The sequence below is a fragment of the Mesorhizobium sp. M1004 genome (assembly GCF_040318795.1).
Taxonomy (GTDB): domain Bacteria; phylum Pseudomonadota; class Alphaproteobacteria; order Rhizobiales; family Rhizobiaceae; genus Mesorhizobium.
Map to the genome: position 1 here is coordinate 200,451 of NZ_JAMYNB010000006.1, position 20,753 is coordinate 221,203.

Annotated in this window: 18 protein-coding genes; 10 read left to right on the top strand and 8 right to left on the bottom strand. The window is 62.2% G+C overall.

Annotated features, from left to right (window positions below; genetic code table 11):
* Nucleotides 1-11: 11 nt before the first annotated feature.
* Entirely contained in the window at nt 12-698 is a 687-nt protein-coding gene (locus NKH54_RS14865) for a TetR/AcrR family transcriptional regulator (protein WP_353028467.1), read from the bottom strand.
* Between the two features lie 84 nt (nt 699-782).
* Between NKH54_RS14865 and NKH54_RS14870 the strand changes: the two genes are divergently transcribed.
* The 6 genes from NKH54_RS14870 (at nt 783) to NKH54_RS14895 (ending at nt 6,725) form a co-directional block, all read left to right on the top strand.
* Nucleotides 783-1,544, top strand: coding sequence for an NIPSNAP family protein (locus NKH54_RS14870; RefSeq protein ID WP_353028468.1), 762 nt, complete (start codon nt 783-785; stop codon nt 1,542-1,544).
* A 128-nt stretch (nt 1,545-1,672) separates the two neighbouring features.
* Complete coding sequence (locus NKH54_RS14875; protein WP_353028469.1) at nt 1,673-2,434, top strand: SDR family NAD(P)-dependent oxidoreductase; 762 nt, start codon at nt 1,673-1,675, stop codon at nt 2,432-2,434.
* Nucleotides 2,435-2,537: 103 nt separating this feature from the next.
* The gene (locus NKH54_RS14880; RefSeq protein ID WP_353028470.1) at nt 2,538-3,524 is read left to right on the top strand and encodes a glycosyltransferase family 10 domain-containing protein; all 987 of its coding nucleotides are present in this window, start codon (nt 2,538-2,540) and stop codon (nt 3,522-3,524) included.
* Nucleotides 3,525-4,110: 586 nt separating this feature from the next.
* Complete coding sequence (fumC, locus tag NKH54_RS14885; RefSeq protein ID WP_353028471.1) at nt 4,111-5,508, top strand: class II fumarate hydratase; 1,398 nt, start codon at nt 4,111-4,113, stop codon at nt 5,506-5,508.
* Between the two features lie 248 nt (nt 5,509-5,756).
* On the top strand, nt 5,757-6,179 hold the full coding sequence (locus tag NKH54_RS14890; protein WP_023700661.1) for a DoxX family protein: 423 nt from the start codon (nt 5,757-5,759) through the stop codon (nt 6,177-6,179).
* Nucleotides 6,180-6,317: 138 nt separating this feature from the next.
* Nucleotides 6,318-6,725 carry a DoxX family protein gene (locus NKH54_RS14895; protein WP_353028472.1) on the top strand — a complete coding sequence of 136 codons (408 nt, stop codon included), beginning with the start codon at nt 6,318-6,320 and terminating at the stop codon, nt 6,723-6,725.
* Between the two features lie 258 nt (nt 6,726-6,983).
* On the opposite strand, the gene ppx is transcribed toward NKH54_RS14895, so the two are convergent.
* Together ppx and NKH54_RS14905 are read right to left on the bottom strand one after the other, a co-directional pair.
* Nucleotides 6,984-8,516 (bottom strand): exopolyphosphatase, encoded by a 1,533-nt coding sequence (ppx, locus tag NKH54_RS14900; protein WP_023697723.1) that lies wholly within the window; start codon nt 8,514-8,516, stop codon nt 6,984-6,986.
* A complete protein-coding gene (locus NKH54_RS14905; protein WP_023689905.1) occupies nt 8,516-10,708 on the bottom strand; it encodes an RNA degradosome polyphosphate kinase in 2,193 nt (730 codons plus the stop codon). Before NKH54_RS14905 ends, ppx begins: the two co-directional genes overlap by 1 nt.
* 234 nt (nt 10,709-10,942) lie before the next feature.
* Here NKH54_RS14905 and NKH54_RS14910 point away from each other — a divergent pair, with 234 nt between their 5' ends.
* Together NKH54_RS14910 and NKH54_RS14915 are read left to right on the top strand one after the other, a co-directional pair.
* Nucleotides 10,943-11,188: a zinc-finger domain-containing protein gene (locus NKH54_RS14910; protein WP_023705697.1), complete on the top strand. Its 246-nt coding sequence runs from the start codon at nt 10,943-10,945 to the stop codon at nt 11,186-11,188.
* A 19-nt stretch (nt 11,189-11,207) separates the two neighbouring features.
* Nucleotides 11,208-12,446 (top strand): FAD-dependent monooxygenase, encoded by a 1,239-nt coding sequence (locus NKH54_RS14915; protein WP_353028473.1) that lies wholly within the window; start codon nt 11,208-11,210, stop codon nt 12,444-12,446.
* A 224-nt stretch (nt 12,447-12,670) separates the two neighbouring features.
* On the opposite strand, the gene NKH54_RS14920 is transcribed toward NKH54_RS14915, so the two are convergent.
* The 5 genes from NKH54_RS14920 to NKH54_RS14940 form a co-directional block, all read right to left on the bottom strand.
* Nucleotides 12,671-13,336: a TIGR02117 family protein gene (locus NKH54_RS14920; RefSeq protein ID WP_023743967.1), complete on the bottom strand. Its 666-nt coding sequence runs from the start codon at nt 13,334-13,336 to the stop codon at nt 12,671-12,673.
* Nucleotides 13,337-13,441: 105 nt separating this feature from the next.
* Nucleotides 13,442-14,245 (bottom strand): amino acid ABC transporter ATP-binding protein, encoded by an 804-nt coding sequence (locus NKH54_RS14925; RefSeq protein WP_023671483.1) that lies wholly within the window; start codon nt 14,243-14,245, stop codon nt 13,442-13,444.
* An 84-nt stretch (nt 14,246-14,329) separates the two neighbouring features.
* A complete protein-coding gene (locus NKH54_RS14930; RefSeq protein WP_023705694.1) occupies nt 14,330-15,487 on the bottom strand; it encodes an amino acid ABC transporter permease in 1,158 nt (385 codons plus the stop codon).
* A 4-nt stretch (nt 15,488-15,491) separates the two neighbouring features.
* Nucleotides 15,492-16,679: an amino acid ABC transporter permease gene (locus NKH54_RS14935; RefSeq protein ID WP_023671481.1), complete on the bottom strand. Its 1,188-nt coding sequence runs from the start codon at nt 16,677-16,679 to the stop codon at nt 15,492-15,494.
* A gap of 62 nt (nt 16,680-16,741) precedes the next feature.
* On the bottom strand, nt 16,742-17,770 hold the full coding sequence (locus NKH54_RS14940; protein WP_023671480.1) for an amino acid ABC transporter substrate-binding protein: 1,029 nt from the start codon (nt 17,768-17,770) through the stop codon (nt 16,742-16,744).
* A gap of 458 nt (nt 17,771-18,228) precedes the next feature.
* Between NKH54_RS14940 and NKH54_RS14945 the strand changes: the two genes are divergently transcribed.
* Both NKH54_RS14945 and NKH54_RS14950 read left to right on the top strand, forming a co-directional pair.
* Nucleotides 18,229-19,398 (top strand): cystathionine beta-lyase, encoded by a 1,170-nt coding sequence (locus NKH54_RS14945; protein WP_023684329.1) that lies wholly within the window; start codon nt 18,229-18,231, stop codon nt 19,396-19,398.
* A gap of 226 nt (nt 19,399-19,624) precedes the next feature.
* Nucleotides 19,625-20,713, top strand: coding sequence for an HPP family protein (locus NKH54_RS14950; protein ID WP_353028474.1), 1,089 nt, complete (start codon nt 19,625-19,627; stop codon nt 20,711-20,713).
* Nucleotides 20,714-20,753 lie beyond the last annotated feature (40 nt).

The window sequence follows — 20,753 nt, forward strand, 5'->3', positions numbered from 1 at the left end:
CAGTTCCGGCCTCAAGGTTTTCCCGGCCGAAGCAGGATCCTGCGACGCCGCTTCGCTCTGCTCGGGAATGGTGGCGTTGAGCTGCCCTGAAGTTCGGCCAGGCAATCGCGCAGCACGCTGGCATCCTGTGCCGCCTTGGCCATCGACATGGCGCCGGAATAGGCGGCGATGGCGAGTGCCGCAAAGCGCTCGGGGTCGGTGCCCTGCTCCCTCCCCGACTGCTGGTCGGCTCGCACCTTGTCGGCAACCGCCTGACGCCATCCGGCAAAGATGCCGGCCAAAGCGGCGCGGAAATCCGGGTCAGCGAGCGACAGTTCATGCGCCAGATTGTTGAGCGGACAGCCGCGCACGAAGCCTTGCTGCTCAAGCTCGGTCGCCACCGCCTCGAACACCGCGCGCACGCCTTCGCGCGCCGAGCCTGCCGCCCGTACAGGGTTGATCCAGGTTTCATCGAGGGCCGCTGCCACGCGCTCCTCGATCACCGCCAGAGCGAGCGCCTTCTTCGTCGGGAAATGATGATGCAGCGCGCCGCCGCTGACGCCTGCGGTCGTCATCAGCTCGCCAAGGGCGGATGCATGATAGCCACGCGCCTGGAACGACGCTTCGGCGACATCGAGCACCTTGTTGCGCAGCCCTTCGGGATCGTTGGTGCGTTTTCGCGGCGGCCCTTTCGGAGCCCGAGCAATCTCTGCTGACATTTGCCAACGATAGCAGATTGACAAAACAGGACAACCGGTCTGTTTTATAAACCGGATAATCATCCTGTTTTTGGAGACGACACAATGACCGTACCCCTGAATGCGCCTGCGACGGCAAGCCTGCTCGCTTCGCCTGTCGTCGAGTTGCGGCAGTACACGCTGAAGCCGGGCCGGCGCGAGACGCTGATCGACATCTTCGACAGTCGGTTCATCGAAGGCCAGGAACACGCCGGCATGACCATCATCGGACAGTTCCGCGACCTCGACCGCCCCGACATATTCGTCTGGCTGCGCGGCTTCGATGGCATGGAAGCGCGGAAGCAGGCGCTCACCGCCTTCTATGACGGGCCGGTGTGGACGGCGCACCGCGACGCCGCCAATGCGACGATGATCGATTCCGACGATGTGCTGCTCTTGAAGCCGGCATGGCCAGGCGCCGGCTTCGATCTGTCAGGCGCGCAGCGAGGCGCCATGCCGCCGGATGGAAAGCTGAGCGCAGACAATCGCTTGACCGCTATCGTTGCCATCCAGATTCATCATCTGCGGTCTGGCTCCGAAGCCGATTTCGCCGGCAATTTCGAAACGGATGCCGTTCCGGTCCTTATCGGCGCCGGCGGACGGTTGCTTGGCGCCTTCATCACCGAGCACGCCGAAAACAGCTTTCCCCGCCTGCCGGTGCGTTTGAGCGAAAACGTCTTTATCGCGGTGACGGGTTTCAACAGTCCCGAGGCGCATGCCAGTTACGAAGCCGCAGTTGCCGCTTCGCCCCAATGGCAAGCGGCCGATGTGACCTGGCGGACCGAAACCTTGCGCCTGACGCCGACGTCGCAGTCGCTGCTGCGGTAACCGGATCGGCACGCGGCCAACCGAAGTTCATACTGAGCGATAGGCCGGCGGCTTGACCGCCCTCGCCGATCGGCATTGCCTTCGTGACGCGGGCAACAGCGAGAGCATTCGATGCGACTTGGCCTTCAATGAGACTTTCTGGCAAACGAGCACTGGTGACCGGCGGCTCGGACGGCATCGGCCTGGCGATATCGGAAGCTTTCTTGCGCGAGGGCGCCGACGTGCTGATCGTCGGTCGCGACACCAGCAAGCTCGAGACCGCCCACGAGACACTTGCGGCGGCGGGCAACGTCGGCACCCAGTCGGCCGATCTCTCGACCTCTTCCGGCATCGATGCCGTGGTCGATCGCGCGAAAGCAACCGGCCCACTCGACATCCTCGTCAACAATGCTGGGGTCGCTTATCTGGTGCCGTTCGAGACCGTCACCGAGCACCAATTCCAGCAATCCTTCGCGCTCAATGTGACGGCGGCGTTCTTCCTTACCCAGCGGCTGCTGCCGCATCTCGGCGCCAACGCCTCCGTCATCAACATCTCGTCCTACTTCGCCGACAAGATGATCCCGAAGCGGCCGTCGAGCCTGTATTCCTTGTCCAAGGGCGCGCTGAATTCGCTGACCAAGTCGCTGGCCTTCGAGCTTGGTCCGCGCGGCATCAGGGTCAATGCGATTGCGCCCGGCACGGTCGACACCGCCATGCGGCGCAAGTCGATCGACAACCTGCCGGCGGCAGCGCAGGCCGAGCTGAAAACCTATGTCGAGCGCAGCTACCCGCTCGGCCGCATCGGCCAAACCAGCGATCTTGCCGGCATCGCCGTCTATCTGGCCAGCGACGAGGCGGCGTGGACCAGCGGCGGCATTTTCGCGATCGATGGCGGGTATACGGCGGGGTGACCGTTTGGACGGCCCTCGGCCTCGAACAAGCGGAGCACTTGACCAAACTTCCGATACCGCGTCTGTCTGCAGATTGAGCAATGCTTCAGACATTCGTGGTGCCATGCCGTCTATCGATCCACTGATCCTCTTCTACACAACGTTCTTCAGCAAACCCGTCGATATCGCGTCGATACAGTGCGAAATGCCCGGGCGGTGGACACTGGACAAACGACGGATTTCCGAGGCCGCGGCAGTCGTCTTCCATATTCCGAACTTTCGCGAAGTTGGCGATGCCTACAAATACCCTGGTCAATATTGGGTGGCCTGGTCGATGGAATGCGGCCAAAACTACAAGCGACTTGCCGACCCCAAAATCATGCGGCACTTCGATGTCATCATGACGCATGAATCCCGGTCCGATGTCTGGGTACCCTACCTTCCGCGTGCGGTGTGGTGGAAAGATGCGCTGGCCAGACCAATCGTGCCGAAAACGGAAGAAGCGCCGGTCGCACTCTTCCAGTCGGCCGGCCTGAATTATAGCGGCCGTGTCGATTTGGCGAACGAACTGGCGCGCCACATCAAGATCGATTCTTATGGCCGATATCGCAACAACCGATCGGTCTTTGGCCCCGATCTGGGCTCGAAGACCAAGATCGAAACCATTGCGCGGCACAAATTCTGCCTGGCCATGGAGAACTCGATCGAGGCCGACTATGTCACCGAGAAAATCTATGACGCGTTCATGGCGGGCACGGTGCCGATCTACCTTGGCGCTCCCAATGTGGACGAGTTCGTTCCGGAGCACTCCTTTATTGACGCCAGTGCCTTCGCCAGCGCCAGCGATCTTGCAGCCTATCTCCAGCACCTGATCGCAACGCCGCAAGACTACGAGGCTTATTTCGACTGGCGCTCAAAGCCATTGCCCGACAACCTCGTCAAACGGGTGCAATCATTGGAAACACCCGCGTTCTGCAGACTGCTGAGCGTCGTGCGCCAGCGTCTGGAGGCGCGGACAAGCACGCCTTCCGGACGGCGAACACTTCCGTTCGGCTATAGATCCTATCTCAGGACAAAGCTGCGCCGTTGGAGGAAAAAGGTTCCGAGCTGACGGTCCGCGATCAGGCGCGCTTTCAGCAAAATACGGAGGACAAAGAGCGTCTCTTGCGACGTCGAGACGGCTTCGACCTTGCCGCCATGCATCTTGGAAACTCCGAGGCTATGTGGAGGCGCTCCCAGGGTGGACTTGAAATTCTCGGTTTCGCGATCCGAAGCTCGATCCGGATGCGATGCCGGATGTTGGTCGGGAAACTGAACAGAAGGACAAGTGCATAAGCTACCTCATCGCTGCTGTTGCCAGTGAGACGCCGGCACGGATGGTAGTTTGTGTGGCAGCGTCGCTCGTAGGTAGAGTAGGTAGACATGAATTGCGCATTGCTGATCCTGGGGGAAGTTTGCGTAGAGCAATCCGCCAGCTCGACATGATCTTATCGAGCTAAATCCGCAAGTTTCCGTCCACTTCATGGGATCAAGCCGCACTGAGGAGCAATTTCCTTCACACGAAAGTGGAGGGTGCAGGATCCCGAAGGGCGGCGCTACTGCTTGAACCGATTTACTGCCTGCCGGCCGCAATCTCTGCTTGAAGGCAATTGTGCAACGCGATACGCCGTTGCCGAATTCGATCGTCGGAGAGACAAGTGACCGCTGCCAGGACCAGAACCGAAACCGACACGTTCGGCCCCATCGAGGTTGCCGCCGACCGTTACTGGGGCGCGCAGGCGCAGCGTTCCCTCGGCAATTTCAGGATAGGCTGGGAAAAGCAGCCGGCCTCGATCGTGCGTGCGCTCGGCATCGTCAAGCGAGCGGCGGCGGAAGCCAATATGGAGTTGAAGCGGCTCGATCCGGCAGTCGGCAAGGCGATCATCGAGGCGGCGCAAGAGGTGATCGACTGCAAGCTGAACGATCATTTCCCGCTGGTCGTCTGGCAGACCGGCTCGGGCACGCAGTCCAACATGAACGCCAACGAGGTGATCTCCAACCGGGCGATCGAACTTCTGGGCGGGGTCATGGGCTCGAAGAAGCCGGTGCACCCTAACGACCACGTCAATATGAGCCAGTCGTCGAACGACACCTACCCGACAGCCATGCACATCGCGTGCGCCGAGCGCATCGTGCACGATCTGCTGCCGGCGCTGAAGCATCTGCACGCTGCGCTCGAGGTCAAGACGAAGGCCTTCGCCCACATCATCAAGATCGGCCGCACCCATACGCAGGACGCGACACCCCTCACGCTCGGCCAGGAATTTTCCGGCTACGCCGCGCAGGTGGCCTCTTCGATCAAGCGCATCGAGATGACGCTGCCCGGCCTGCAGGAACTGGCGCAGGGCGGCACCGCCGTCGGCACCGGCCTCAACGCGCCGGTCGGCTTTGCGGAAAAGGTGGCGGCGCGCATCGCCGACATTACCGGCATTGCCTTCGTCACCGCGCCGAACAAGTTCGAGGCGCTCGCCGCGCACGATTCCATGGTGTTCTCGCATGGCGCCATCAACGCGGCGGCCGCCGCCCTCTTCAAGATCGCCAACGACATCCGCTTCCTCGGCTCCGGCCCGCGCTCGGGCCTCGGCGAACTGTCGCTGCCGGAAAACGAGCCGGGTTCCTCGATCATGCCGGGCAAGGTCAACCCGACCCAATGCGAGGCTCTGACGCAGGTCTGCGTGCAGGTGTTCGGCAACAACGCCTCGCTGACCTTCGCCGGCAGCCAGGGCCATTTCGAGCTCAACGTCTACAACCCGCTGATGGCCTACAACTTCCTGCAGTCGGTGCAGTTGTTGGCTGACGCCTCGATCTCCTTCACCGACAATTGCGTCGTCGGTATCGAGGCTCGCGAAGACAACATCAAGACCGCGCTCGACCGCTCGCTGATGCTGGTGACCGCGCTGGCGCCGACGATCGGGTACGACAATGCCGCCAAGATCGCCAAGACCGCGCACAAGAAGGGCACCACCTTGCGCGAGGAAGCACTGGCCACCGGGCTGGTCAGCGAGGCAGACTACGACCGGCTGGTGCGGCCGGAGGACATGACGCATCCGGGTTAAGCGATTCCAGGGAAAGTGCCTTCCTCGAAGCGCGCAGCCCTTCCTCTTTGGAATTGCGTCAACTAGAAATCCAAATTTTGTGGCGGGACAATTTGCTCCCGCCGCTGCTGGCCGCGACAAGAATTTTGCGTCGGTCGAACGATCCCGAAATGTACGTCCTGTGAACAATGTGTCGCCGGACTGGCGGCTTTGGTGAACAGTCGGCTTGGTCTATCTGACGGGACATCAACCCTTTTCGGAGAGCCACCATGTCCATCAACACTTCCGCTGCCGGCGCCGGCATCGCGTCCAACAGCTCCACCACCATCCTGCTCGGCCGCATCCTGCTCGCCGCCATCTTCCTGCTTTCCGGCTTCGGCAAGCTCACCGCCATTTCCGGCACCGCCGGCTATTTCGGCGCCATGGGCCTGCCGGTGCCGACCATAACGGCCATTGTCGTCGGCCTGATCGAATTGCTCGGCGGCCTTGCCGTGCTCGTTGGCTTTCAGACCCGCATCGCCGCCTGGGTGCTCGCGGTCTTCACCATCGCCTCGGCCTTTGTCGCCCATACCGGCTGGGCCGACCAGAACCAGATGATCCATTTCCTGAAGAACGTCGCCATCACCGGCGGCTTCCTGCTGCTGGCTTCCTCAGGCCCTGGCACCTACTCGATCGACGCCAAGCGCGGCTGAGCTTTCCCTTCCCAAGCCTGAAAAAAGCGGCGTGGAATTTTCCACGCCGCTTTTTCGTTGTCTGCCCAAGCGCACGCTCGACCCATCCCTGCTAGGATCGGTCTCGAAACAGCCGGCGGACAGACAACGGAGATGACCATGCCCCGCGATGCATTGCTTCTGATTTCCCGGCTGCTGCTCGCCGTCCTGCTCATTCCCTCCGGCTACCACGCGCTCGCCGACATTGCCGGGACGACCGGCTATTTCGCCGGCCTCGGCATGCCATTGCCGACGCTTGCTGCCTGGGGCACCGGGCTGTTCGAGTTGATTGCCGGTCTCTTGGTACTGGTCGGCTTTCAGACGCCGGTCGTTGCGATACTTCTTGCCGCTTTCTGCGTCGTTGCAGGCTCCATCGGCCACTACGGCCAGGGCGGCGATGACCCGATGCTCACCTTCCTGCACCAGCAGATGCTGATGAAGGATATTGCTATCGCCGGTGGATTCCTGGCGCTAGCCATGGCCGGCGCCGGGGCCTGGTCGATCGACGGGCGCCGCGCCGCGGTCTGATATCGTCAAATATCGTCCCAGGTTGATTCCTCGCCGAGGCAGGTCGGCCCCCACTCCGTCTCGGCTTCGCCGAGCCACCTCTCCCCGATCGACGCGGTAGAGGAAGGGCGCGAGCCTATTGCCGCCAACGCTTTCCAACGAGGCTCCCTTCCTTTCCCTCCGGAGGGGGAAGGTGGCGGTGCGAAGCAGCGACGGATTGAGGAAGCCGGTCCTCGAACGCGAGGCCGACGACGACATGGTTTTGCTGTCAGGCCGCGCCTACTTCACCGACACGCTCTGCCCACCCTCGACCGCCAGCACCAGCCGGCGGTTGGTGATCCGCGCCAGTTGCGCCAGCCGTCCGGCCGGGCGTTCGCCGTAAAGATCGGAAAGTGAGGCCGGCAGCACCAGCGCCAACGTGCCATTGCCGCGGTTTTCCCATTTCAGCCGCGGCATGACGCCGGGCATGGCCGCAGTCAGCAGATAGACGACGCGCAGCACCGCCGCCAGGATGCGGGCGCGCTCGAGATAGCGCGGCGTCGCCAGGCCGCGGATTTCCGGCGCCGCATCGTTGAACACGCCTTCGTGGCGGAACAGGCCGACCAGCGCCAGGAAGGCACGGCCGGGGTGATCGACGCCGATGAAGGAGGCGTGGGCAATGATGTTGAGCGACTGCTTGCCGCGATATTCCGGGTGTGCGCGCCAGCCTATATCGGCCAGCAGACAGGCAGCGTGGCGATAGCGCGCCTCATCCTCCGTCTCGTCGATGCCGAAGGCGGCAAAGGTCTTGTCCGTCCATTCGACAAGCTCATGCGCATGGGTGACCGAGCGCGACCGCAGCCGCGCCAGTTCCTCCGAAGCGGAGACCAGCGGATCGGCCTTCTGCTCGGCAGGGTCGAGCAGCGAATAGAGAAACCCTTCGCGCACGCCCAATGCCGAGACGATAATCTTCGACGGCTGCATCGCCGCCATGATCTCCTGCAGCACGACCGCGCCATAGGGCAGCAGCGAACGGCGGTTCTTCGACACACCTTCGATGCCCTTGACCTTCTCGATCTCGCCTTTCGCCACCTGCTTCAGGAAATTGGCGGCGCTTTCGACACCGATCTCATAGTGGTGCATGACGCCAAGCGGGTAGTTGGTCATTTCCATGTGCAGCCGGGCAAGGTTTCGCCAGGTGCCGCCAACGGCGTAAAAGGGCCGTCCCAGCCCGCCCTTCAACAATTTGGCGCGCGCCAGTTCGTCGCGGGTGATCTTTGCCGCCTGGGCGAGCGAATTCCTGGCCATGTCCTGCAGCCGCAGGCCACCCAGCGGCAGCGTGATGCCGTCGCCGATCGCCTCGCCATTGATGTCGATAAGCTCCAGGCTGCCGCCGCCAAGATCGCCGGCAATGCCATTGGCGGGGTGGAAGCCCGAAATGACGCCAAGCGCCGAATAATGCGCCTCCTGCCGGCCAGTGAGCACGCGGATCTCGGTCTTGAGCACATCCTGGGCGCGGTGGATGAAATCGGGGCCGTTGATCGCTTCGCGGGCCGCGGCCGTTGCCAGCACAAACATGTGCTCCGCACCCGCCTGGTCGGAGAGCGCGCGGAAACGGCGGAACTCCTCCATCGAGCGCGTCACCGCCTCGGGGTCGAGCTTGCCGGTCGAAACGATGCCGCGGCCGAGGCCGGCCAGCATCTTTTCGTTGAACAGCAAGGTCGGCGAGCGCGCCAATCCTTCATAGACGACAAGGCGGATCGAGTTCGAGCCGATGTCGATGATGGACAGCGGCCGGCGATCCTGCAGCCGGCCTTGGGACGTTGAAATCATCAGCCGGTGTTCTTCTTGCGACGCTTGAACTGCGCGATGCGCTTGGGCGCATGCGACTTCAGCGCGTCACCCCGTCCCGACAGGCTCGGATTGGTCATGAAATATTCCTGCGCGTTGAACGGTTCCTCACCCTCCTCCAGCACGACGCGCCGGGAGGTTCCGTCAGCCAATACGTCGAAACTTTGCTGGTTGTCCATGATGTTGCCCAGCATGATCTGGCCAAGGATCTGTTCATGCACCGTTGGATTGGTGATCGGCACCATGGTCTCGACGCGGCGGTCGAGATTGCGTGGCATCAAGTCGGCCGAGGCGATGTAGACGATCGCCTCGTCCGACGGCAGGCCATGGCCGTTGCCGAAGCAATAGATGCGGCTGTGTTCGAGGAAGCGGCCGACGATCGACTTGACCCTGATGTTTTCCGACAGGCCGGGCACCTGCGGCCGCAGGCAGCAGATGCCGCGCACGACGAGATCGATCTCGACGCCGGCACGGCTGGCGTCATAGAGCGCATCAATGATGTTGGGATCGACGAGCGCGTTCATCTTCATCCAGATGCGCGCCGGACGGCCAGCCAGCGCGTGGGCGACCTCGTCGGCAATGTGCTTGAGGATACGGCTGCGCAGCGTAAACGGCGAGATGGCGATCCGCATCTCATCGGTCGGCTCGGCATAGCCGGTGATGAAGTTGAACAGCTGGGCGACATCGCGCGCGATCGTCGGATCAGTGGTGAAGAAGGACAGGTCGGTGTAGATGCGCGCGGTCACCGGATGGTAGTTGCCGGTGCCGAGATGCACATAGTTGCGCAGCTTGCCGTCCTCGCGCCGCACCACCAGCGACATTTTCGCATGGGTTTTCAGTTCAAGGAAGCCGAACACGACCTGGACGCCGGCGCGTTCGAGGTCGCGCGCCCAGCGGATGTTGGCTTCCTCGTCGAAGCGCGCCTTGAGCTCGACCAGGGCGGTTACCGACTTGCCGGCCTCGGCCGCGTCGACCAAGGCGCGCACGATCGGGCTGTCGTTGGAGGTGCGGTAGAGCGTCTGCTTGATCGCCACCACCTCCGGGTCGGCCATCGCCTGGCGCAGGAATTGGACCACCACGTCAAAGGATTCATAGGGGTGGTGGACGACGATGTCCTTCTCGCGAATGGCCGCGAAACAGTCGCCGCCATGCTCGCGGATGCGCTCGGGAAAGCGTGGATTGTAGGGGGTGAACTTCAGGTCGTCGCGTGGCACGGCGACGATCTCGGAAATCTGGCTGAGCGCCAGCGGGCCGGTCAGAACGCTGATGCGGCTCGAAGAGACGCCAAGCTCGCCGGCGACGAACTCGCGCAATTCGCCGGGCATCGACTTGTCGAATTCGATGCGGATGACCGAACCGCGGCGGCGCCGCTTCAGCGCCGTCTCGAACAGGCGCACGAGATCTTCCGACTCTTCCTCGACCTCGATATCGCTGTCCCGGATGATGCGGAAGGTGCCGGAACCCTTGACCTCATAGCCGGGGAACAGCTTGCCGATATAGAGGCCGACAGCCTCCTCCAGTGGAATGAAGCGAACGTGCTGCTTGCGGTCGGGCAGGCGGATGAAGCGCTTCAGCGCCACCGGCAGGCGCAGAAGCGCGCTCATCTCCTCGCCATTCTTGCGGTGGCGCAATTGCAGCGCCATCGAGAAGCCGAGATTGGGAATGAACGGAAACGGATGCGCCGGGTCGATCGACAGTGGAGTCAGGACCGGGAAGACCTGGTCCTGGAAATGGTCTTCCAGCCAGACTTTCTCATCCTTGGTCAGTGCATCGCGGGTGATGCTCTCAATGCCTTCCTTGTTGAGCAGCAGCATCAGCGCCGAAAGGCTGTTCTGCTGGTCCTCCTGCAGCCGCTCGACCTCGCGCAGCAATTGTTCCAGCTGCTGCTCCGGCGTGCGGCCGTCGGGGCTCTTGAGCGCAATGCCTTCGCGCACCTGGCCGGCAAGGCCGGCGACGCGGACCATGAAGAATTCGTCGAGATTGGCGGCTGAAATCGACAGGAAACGGACGCGTTCGAGCAGCGGATGGTGCTGGTTCTGGGATTCCTCGAGCACACGCCGGTTGAACTGCAGCCAGGAGAACTCACGGTTGACGAACCGATCGGGGTTGCCGCCCTCGGGGCTCGCCACCTCGACATTGATGAATTCGCTCTGCACCGGCTTCAGTTCGTTCATGGTTCCTGCTCTTCCCCCGCCAACCGTCCCTTGGAGCGCCGCTGGACGTGCCATGCCTCTAACACGCTTTTGTGGCGCATGACCCTTCGGCGAAAACCGTTCCGATTTCAGGGACATGCACTTAACCGGCTCAACGTATCCTCTGACAGGCTTTTGCGACAGTTTCATTTCATCGATCTTGCAAACAGGCCTGTTATGTTCCAGATGCTTTTCGACGAGATCAAGGAGACGACGATGGCAGGCGGTTCCATTCCCCATTTCCAGAACGATGCGGGCCATCCGGCAATCGACATCGGCGTCAAGGAATTCATGTGCACCGGCGCCAACCCGCCCTTCGACCACCCGCATGTGTTCCTCGACATGGGCGACGACAATGAAAAGGTCTGTCCCTACTGCTCGACGCTCTACCGCTATTCGGCGAAGCTGAGGGCGACGGAAACGCTGCCGGCTGGTTGCCTTTATATCGACCAGGCCGCCTGATCCTTCCGCGACAAGCCCGATGGAAGACATCAGGTCCCGGCAGGTCATAATCGCCGGGGCCGGCATCGCCGGGCTGACCGCTGCCCTTGCCTTCGCCGGACGGGGTTATCCGGTAAAGCTTATCGAACAGGCACAGCACCTCGAAGCGGCCGGCGCCGGCATCCAGCTTTCGCCCAACGCAACACGCATTCTTGGAAAACTCGGCGTGCTCGACCGACTGCTGCCCGCAGCGTTGCGGCCGGAAGCGGTCGTGCTCAAGGACGCCGGGACGCTGCGCGAACTGGCGCGGGTACCGCTCGGGCACGCCGCCGAAGCGCGCTGGCAGTCGCCCTATCTTGTCGCCCATCGCGCAGATCTGCAGGCAGCGCTGCTGGGGCAAATGGCTGAACGGTCGCAGATTGAGCTCATCACCGGCGCCCGCGTGACCGGCATCGTCAAAGACGCGCAATATGTCGCCGTGACCGCCGAAGTGGACGGCCGCGAGATCGAGGCACGCGGCAAACTGCTGGTCGGCGCCGACGGCGTCTGGTCGGCGGTCCGGGCGCAACTCGCAGGCGAGGACTTCGTCAAAAGCCGTTTTTCGGGCGAACTCGCCTGGCGGGCTACAATGGCAGCCGACGGTGCGGCCGGAGAAGCCTTTGCCGCGATCGGCGCCGCCGACTGCGTCACCACGTTCCTGCATCCTGGCTTCCACATGGTCGCCTACCCCGTCAGCAAAGGCCAGGCCTTCAATCTCGCCGCCTTCACCAAGGGTGAGCGCATGGCCGAAGGTTGGTCGGGCCATGCCGATCCCGCGATCCTCACGGCTGCCCTGCGCGGCACCGCGCCGGGCCTGACGAAGCTTGTGGCACTGGCCGGCCCATGGACGGCCTTTCCGATCCATACCGTCGAACAACAGCGGTGGACGAGCCCGCAGGGCATCGCGATGATCGGCGACGCCGCGCATGCGATGACGCCGTTTGCCGCACAGGGCGCGGCAATGGCGATCGAAGATGCCATCACGCTTGCCGACGCTATCGCCGATTTCCCTGGCGATCTGCCCAGAAGTTTTCAAATCTGGGAAAATCTTCGGCGGCCGCGTGTCGCCAAGGCCGCGCGTCGTGGGGCCGTAAACCGCCTCGCCTGGCATGCTGCCGGCCCGGTGGCGATCGCCCGCAATCTGTTCCTGGCCATGCGCTCGCCCGACAAGCTCGCCGCCGACCTCGACTGGCTCTATGGATGGCGAGCGGACACTCGGCAGTCCAGATCGTCGACGTAGCGATCCTTCCCACCCCCCTCTGTCCTGCCGGACATCTCCCCCGCAAGGGGGGAGATTGGATGTCGCCGTCGCCTTCGCCAAAATCGCCGGCGTTGCAGCAGGAGCGCCGCGGGCAAAACGGCTGATCTCCCCCCTTGCGGGGGAGATGGCCGGCTGGCCAGAGGGGGGTGCCGTCCCGCTGACTTCAAAAGATCCAACACTGTCGGGGTGCGGCGTAGGAGCTGCTAATTATACAGCCGCATTGAAAATCGCAGCGAGGCCGGCAGCGGGTTCCACCAGCCGGTGCGCAGGCCGGCGGTGCGCAGGCCGGCGGCTGTCCAGGTGTTACAGCCGACAAGCGCGTTGAATTGGCCGTTCGCCTCGAAGAAGCGGTCGAAGCTGGAATAGGCGGCGTTCTCGATGACGACCGGACCATGCGGCCCTTGCTGGAAACTCGCGTCGATATAGTTGAGCAGCGCTGCAAAACGTTCCTCATCGATGTCGAAACCGGTGACAGCAGGGTGCGGCTCGGCGATGGTCCCGGCGATATCGACATGCATGACCGAGGCGTCCAGTGTCAGCGCCTTGAGGACGGGCACTGCTTTCAGCTGCGACCAGCTCGGCGTCTCCAGATAGAACGCCCGGCCGCCCCAGCCAAAGACGATGTAGCGCACTTCCGGGGCGTCGACAGGGATGCCGGCAGCGACCAGGAAATGGAAGCGCCGGCGCACCTCGTCATCGACGGGAATGGCGATGTCGGTGTGGATCGGATTCTCCAGCACCAGAATATGGCGCGTGCCCTCACCCGCCGCTGACGCCGGCCACAGCGGACGCGGCACCAGCGTGCCGAGCGTGGCAGCGAGCGCGACCACGATAATCAGCATGGCCACGAAACGCAGGGCTTTTCTCATGCGGCGCCGGCTTTGTGTTTCAATGGAGAAGATCAACCCCGACCCCAGATAGCAAAAGAGCCCGGCCGCATTACGGCCGGGCTCTTTTGGTTCGCATGAAAATGCTCAGTGCAGGATCTGCGACAGAAACAGCTTGGTGCGCTCGTGGCGCGGATGGTCGAAGAACTCGGCCGGCGTGTTCTGTTCGACGATCTGGCCCTGATCCATGAAGATCACCCGGTTGGCGACCTTGCGGGCAAAGCCCATTTCGTGGGTGACGCACAGCATGGTCATGCCTTCCTCGGCCAGGCCCACCATCGTCTCCAGCACTTCCTTGATCATTTCTGGATCGAGCGCCGAGGTCGGCTCATCGAACAGCATGATGCGCGGGTTCATGCACAGCGAACGCGCGATCGCCACGCGCTGCTGCTGGCCGCCCGACAGCTGGCCCGGATATTTGTTGGCCTGTTCGGGGATCTTGACGCGCTTGAGGAAGTGCATGGCGATTTCCTCGGCCTGCTTCTTCGGCGTCTTGCGCACCCAGATCGGTGCCAATGTGCAGTTCTCCAGGATGGTCAGATGCGGGAACAGGTTGAAGTGCTGGAACACCATGCCGACCTCGCGGCGCACCTCGTCGATCTTCTTGAGATCGTTGGTGAGTTCCTTGCCGTCGACGATGATCTTGCCCTTCTGGTGCTCTTCCAGCCGGTTGATGCAGCGGATCATGGTCGATTTGCCCGAGCCCGAAGGACCGCAGATGACGATGCGCTCGCCGCGCATCACCTTGAGGTTGATGTCCTTCAGCACATGGAACTCGCCATACCATTTGTGCATGCCGATGATGTCGATTGCGACATCGGTGGTCGAGATGTGCATCTTCTTGGCATCGACCTTGATCTCTTCGGCGCTGACGGCGTTTTCTATGACCATGGCAGGTTCCCCTTTTTGTTCTGTCTTTTAGCTATGATGCATGTCGTTGTCCCAAAACCGCTAAACACTTTTGGGCGACATGCATCAACGTTTGTGGCCGGTGTCGAGCCGGCGTTCCGTGTACATCGAATACCGCGACATGCCGAAGCAGAACAGCCAGAAGACGAAGGCTGCAAAGATGAGACCGGATCTCGCGGTCTGTGGGGTCGCCCAATTGGCGTCCGAGAAGTTCTGCTTGACGACGCCAAGCAGGTCAAACATCGAGATGATGATGACGAGGCTTGTGTCCTTGAACATACCGATGAAGGTATTGACGATGCCGGGGATGACCAGCTTCAGTGCCTGCGGCAGCACGATCAGCACCATCTTCTGCCAGTAGCCCAGGCCAAGCGAATCCGCCCCCTCATACTGACCCTTGGGGATCGCCTGCAGGCCGCCGCGCACCACTTCGGCCATGTAGGCGGCGGCAAACAGCGAGACGCCGATCAGCGCCCTGAGATATTTGTCGAACGAAACACCGGCGGGCAGAAACAGCGGCAGCATGACGCTGGCAAAGAACAGAACGGTGATCAGCGGGATGCCGCGAACGAACTCGATGAAGACCACGCACAGTGTCTTGACGATCGGCATCTTGGAGCGCCGGCCGAGCGCCAGCACGATGCCCATCGGCAGCGACACGGCAATGCCGACAAAGGACAGGCTCAGTGTCACCAGCAGCCCGCCCCATAGCTGGGTCTCCACATGCGGCAGGCCGAAGATGCCGCCGACCAGCAGCACGAACGCGATGATCGGCAGTGCCAGGAATAGAAGAATGGCGTTCAACCCCTTGCGCGGCACGCGTGGCATCAGCAACGGCACCAGCAGCGCCACGAACAGGACGGCGACCAGGATCGGCCGCCAGCGCTCTTCCAGGGGATAGCGTCCAAGCATCAACTGGCCGAACTTCGCGTTGACGAACGCCCAGCAGGCGCCTGACCAGCCGTCCGGCTGGATTCCGCCTTGCGCCACCGTGGCGCATACAGTCCGGTCCGGCCCCGTCCACTGGGCGTTGATGAAGGCCCAGTTGACGATGGGCGGCACGATCATCACCACCAGCGCAATAGCCACTACAGTCAGGATGACGTCGCCCACCGAACCGATCAGGTTCTTGCGAACCCAGGCCAAAGGCCCCCGCACGCCGGCCGGGGCTTGTTGAGCGAGTGCCATTTCGGTCCGCACCCAGGAGGTATCATGTTCCTGCATGGTCTTACCTCTCCACCAGCGCCATCCTGGCGTTGACCACATTCATCACCGCCGACGTCACCAGGCTGATGATGAGATAGACGACCATCATGATCAGCACACCCTCGACCGCTTGACCGGTCTGATTCAGCACTGTGCCGGCGATCGCCGTCAGGTCGGGGTAACCGATGGCTATGGCCAGCGACGAGTTCTTTGTCAGGTTGAGATACTGGCTGGTCAGCGGCGGGATGACGATCCGCATGGCTTGGGGAACGACGACAAGCCGCAGGATAGATCCCGGCCGCAGCCCCAGGGCGCCAGCCGCTTCGGTCTGACCCTTGCTGACGCCGAGAATGCCGGCGCGCACGATCTCGGCGATGAAGGAGGCCGTGTAACAGGACAGCGCCAAATAGAGAGACAGGAACTCCGGCCCGATCTGAAAGCCTCCGGTCAGGTTGAAGGTCGATTGTTTTGGAAAGTCGAAGCTCAAGGGAAAGCCGCTCAGCGCATAGGCCAGGAGCGGAAGGCCGACGATCAGCGCCGCCGAAGTCCAGAATACGGGAAACTGCTGGCCGGTTGCCATTTGCCGCTGGCGTGCCGTGCGCGCGACAAAAAAAGCCATGGCGATGCCGACAAGCAAGGCGACAAACATCAGCCAGGAGCCGTCGCCCCAGATAGCGCGCGGAAAATAGAAACCGCGTTGGTTGAGGAAAGAGCCGAACGGCAAATTGAAACTGTCGCGAGGCGCCGGCAGTACCGCGAGCACGCCTGAATACCAGAAGAAGATCACCAGCAGGGGCGGAATGTTGCGGAACACCTCGACATAGACCGTGCAAATCTTGCGAACCAGCCAGTTGCGCGATAACCGGCCGACGCCGACAATGAAGCCAATGATGGTCGCGGTGATAATGCCGGCAACGGCGACGATAATGGTGTTGATAAGCCCGACGACAATGGCCTGGCCATAGGTCGAATCGGAATCATAAGCGATGGGCCTGACTGGAATGTCAAAGCCTGCTCGGTTGTTCAGGAAGCCAAAACCGGAAGTAATATGCAGGCGCTGCAGGTTGACGATGACGTTGTGGACGATCCACCAGACGCCCGCCACCAGCAAGATGACAACCACCGCCTGGAAGAAAAACCCGCGGACTTTCGGATCGTTGATGAAGGAACCGCGGCTCGGCTCCTCGCGAAGAACTTCCTGCGACGCCATTGCTCATCCCCTGGAAAGAGAAACCGGAAGGCAGATAATCTGCCTTCCGGATCACATTTCGGTCAGCGGATCGGCGGTGCGTATTGCAGGCCGCCCTTGGTCCACAGCGCATTGATGCCGCGCGCGATCTTCAGCGGGCTGCCGGTGCCGACATTGCGCTCGAACATCTCACCGTAATTGCCGACTGCCTTGACGATGTTGACGACCCAGTCATTGCTCACGCCAAGGTCGGTTCCGATCTTGGTTTCGGCTTCCTGACCGAGCACGCGCTTGATCTCCGGATTATCCGAGGTCTTCATCTCTTCGACATTGGCCTGGGTGATGCCCAGTTCCTCTGCCTGCAACAGGGCGAAGTAGGTCCACTTGACGATGTGGTACCACTGGTCGTCCCCCTGGCGTACGGCGGGGCCGAGCGGCTCTTTGGAGATGATCTCGGGCAGCACGACATGGTCGGCCGGCGCACTCAGCGTCAGGCGGATGCCATAGAGGCCGGATTGGTCGGTGGTGTAGACGTCGCAGCGGCCGGCGTCATAGGCAGCGTTGACCTCTTCCAGCTTTTCGAAGACGACCGGGTTGTACTCCATCTTGTTCGCCTTGAAGTAATCGGCGAGGTTGAGCTCGGTGGTGGTGCCGCTCTGCACGCAGACTGCCGCACCTGAAAGCTGCAGCGCCGAATTGACGCCAGGCAGTTTCTTGGCGTTGATCATGAAACCCTGGCCGTCATAATAGGTGACGCCGATGAAGTTCAGGCCAAGCGCGGTATCGCGATTGATGGTCCATGTGGTGTTGCGCGACAGGAGATCGATCTCGCCCGACTGCAACGCGGTGAAGCGCTCCTTGGCGCTGAGCGGCGTGAACTTGACCTTGGAGGCATCGCCGAAGACTGCACCAGCGACAGCGCGGCAGAAATCCGCGTCGATGCCTTTCCAATCGCCTTTGTCGTCAGGCGCCGAGAAGCCGGCCAGGCCCGTCGAGACACCGCACTGGATGAAGCCCTTCGCCTTGACGGTATCGAGCGTTGTCGCCGACGCGGCCGAAGCCATCCATCCAAGCGCAGCGGCACCGAGAATGCCAATTGCAATATGTTTCATAACCCACAGACCCTTTTCTGTTTTCAGGTAAACCCTGATCCTCAGGCAAATCCTGATCTTTTCCCGCGTGAACCCGGCTCCCATCCGGCTCATTCCGGAACCTCGCGTCGTAACCGACGCCCGGCCCCTCCCATTCACGAACTGCATCGAAGGCGATTATCTCTGTGAGGTCAAGGGAAATGACCGTTTCACGACAGCTTTGAAAACCAATTGCCGCAAATGCCTGAATTGCAGACAACAGCATCAGGAAAGCAGCAAGCCCCGCAAATAAAACCGGCAAAGTCCGTCGACGCTAATCCACATCCACTCATGAAATCCGCGGCTCTGGATCGCCAGGCTTTCCAGACTATTCATGGGGGAATTGGCCTATGCAAAGGGCACCGCCTGGCGGGCGCCCGCTGTTGCACGGCCAATGCCGACGCTCTATGGCTAGCGCTTTCACCACAAGGCGAAGAGCAATGGCGACTGACGGCAACGAAATGGGTATCAACACGCGGCTTGCCCATTCGGGCAACAATCCGCACGACTATTTCGGCTTCGTCAATCCGCCGATCGTGCATGCCTCGACCGTGCTCTATCCCAATGCGTCGGTGATGGCGGCGCGCAGCCAGAAATACACCTATGGCACACGCGGCACGCCGACCACCGATGCGTTGGCGCATGCGATCGACGCGCTGGAAGGCTCCGCCGGCACAATAATCGTGCCGTCGGGCCTGGCGGCGGTGACCGTCCCGTTGCTGGCGTTTCTCTCGGCAGGCGATCACATCCTGATTGTCGATTCCGTCTACCATCCGACCCGCAATTTCGCCGACACGATGCTGAAGCGGCTGGGTGTCGAGGTCGAGTATTACGATCCGCATGCCGGCGCCGGTATCGCCAGCTTGATCAAGCCGAACACCAAAGTCGTGTTTACGGAATCACCGGCCTCCAACACCTTCGAGGTGCAGGACGTTCCGGCGATCGCCAAGGCGGCGCATGAAACGGGCGCCATCGTCATGATGGACAACACCTGGGCAACGCCGCTCTATTTCCGTCCGCTCGACCACGGCGTCGATATCTCGATCCATGCGGCGACGAAATATCCGGCCGGGCATTCGGACGTGCTGCTGGGCACAGTGTCTGCCAATGCCAACTGCTGGAAGCAGCTTTGCGAGACGTTCTACACGATGGGCTGCTGCGCCGGCCCCGACGACGTCTACCAAGTCCTGCGCGGCCTGCGCACGATGGGCGTTCGGCTGGATCACCATCAAAAGAGCGCGCTTGCCATTGCCGTCTGGCTTGAAGGCCAGCCCGGCGTGGCCCGCGTGCTGCACCCGGCGCTCCCCAGCCACCCCGACCACGCGGTGTGGAAGCGTGATTTTTCCGGCTCGAGCGGCATCTTTTCCATCGTGCTCAAAGGCGGCGGCCAGAGACAGCAGCATGCCTTCCTCGATGCGTTGAAAATCTTCGGTCTCGGCTATTCCTGGGGCGGCTATGAGAGCCTTGCCGTGCCGGTCTTCCTCGGCGACCGTACCGTCGCCAAGGGCCCCTATGACGGCCCGCTGATCCGGCTGCAGATCGGGCTTGAGGATGTCGAGGACCTCAAGGCCGATATCCTGCGCGGCCTGGAAGCGGCCGCTGCGGCATGACACCAGCAAACTTGCCAAGCTGATTCCGCTAGCCGGCTTAACCCGTTGAAAGGATTGGCGAGCGGCTTTCGTAGGGCGATCGACCTCGCAAAGCCGCTCATCGGTCAACCAAGCGCAATGTTATTTCCCCAACGCGCGCTTTTTCGGATCGGTTTGACTTTCAAAATCGTCGGGCCAACGCCATTGCAGGCGCTGCGCGCACAATTCCAGCCGGACTGAGCTTGCCATGGCCTTTCGTCTCTTTGTCCCCATTCTCGCCGGCGCGACGCTGCGCGAGCGCCTCATCGCCTGCATCGGGGCGATGATCGGCATTGCGCTGACCGGCGCGATCGGCGCGCTGGTGCTTGGCAATGGCCCGCATGTGCCGCTGCTGGTGGCGCCGATGGGGGCGTCGGCGGTGCTGCTGTTCGCGGTGCCTGCAAGCCCGCTGGCGCAGCCATGGTCGATCATCGGCGGCAATACAATATCGGCGCTGGTCGGCGTGATCGTGGCCCATTTCGTCCATCAGCCCGTTCTCGCCACGGGCATTGCCGTGGCGATGGCGATCGCCGCCATGTCGTTCTCGCGCTGCCTGCATCCGCCGGGCGGAGCCGCCGCACTGACCGCCGTGCTCGGCGGGCCGGCCGTGATCGGTGCCGGCTTCCTGTTTCCGTTCGTGCCGGTGGCGCTGAACTCCATGATGCTGGTCGCGCTCGGCTATGCTTTCCACAGGCTGTCGCGACGCAGCTACCCGCATGTGCCGGCCCCTGCCCCGAAAAGCACGCACGGAACCAGCGATCCGCCGGCTCAGGAGCGCATCGGCTTCCGGGCCGAGGACATCGATGCCGCGCTGGCTGCGCTCGACGAGACCTTCGACATCGACCGCAACGATCTCGAACAACTGCTGCGACAGGTCGAACTGCAAGCGACGATGCGCGCACACCGAACCATGTTGTGCGAGGACATCATGTCGTGCGACGTGATTTCGGTCGATGAACACGCGTCCGCCGATCGGGCGCGTCATCTGCTGCTCGACCACAATATCCGCACGCTGCCGGTTGTAGACAAGGACGCCAGGCTGGTCGGCACCGTTGGATTAAGGGAATTGGCGCGAGCCGACGAAGCCGTCGGAAGCGTTACCTCGACAGCGTCGACCGCCGCCGCCGGTACGCCCGCCATGGCCCTGCTACCGGTGCTCACCGACGGCCGCACCCATGCAGTCATCATCTTGGACGGGGACAGCCGCATCCTTGGCCTGATCACGCAGACCGACCTGCTTGCGGCCACGGCGCGAGTGCAGGCTGCTGACAAGCCGCTGGCGGAAGCAGTATTCTAGGCGCCGTCGGAGCCGGGCGAAAATGGCCGGGAACCTTTTG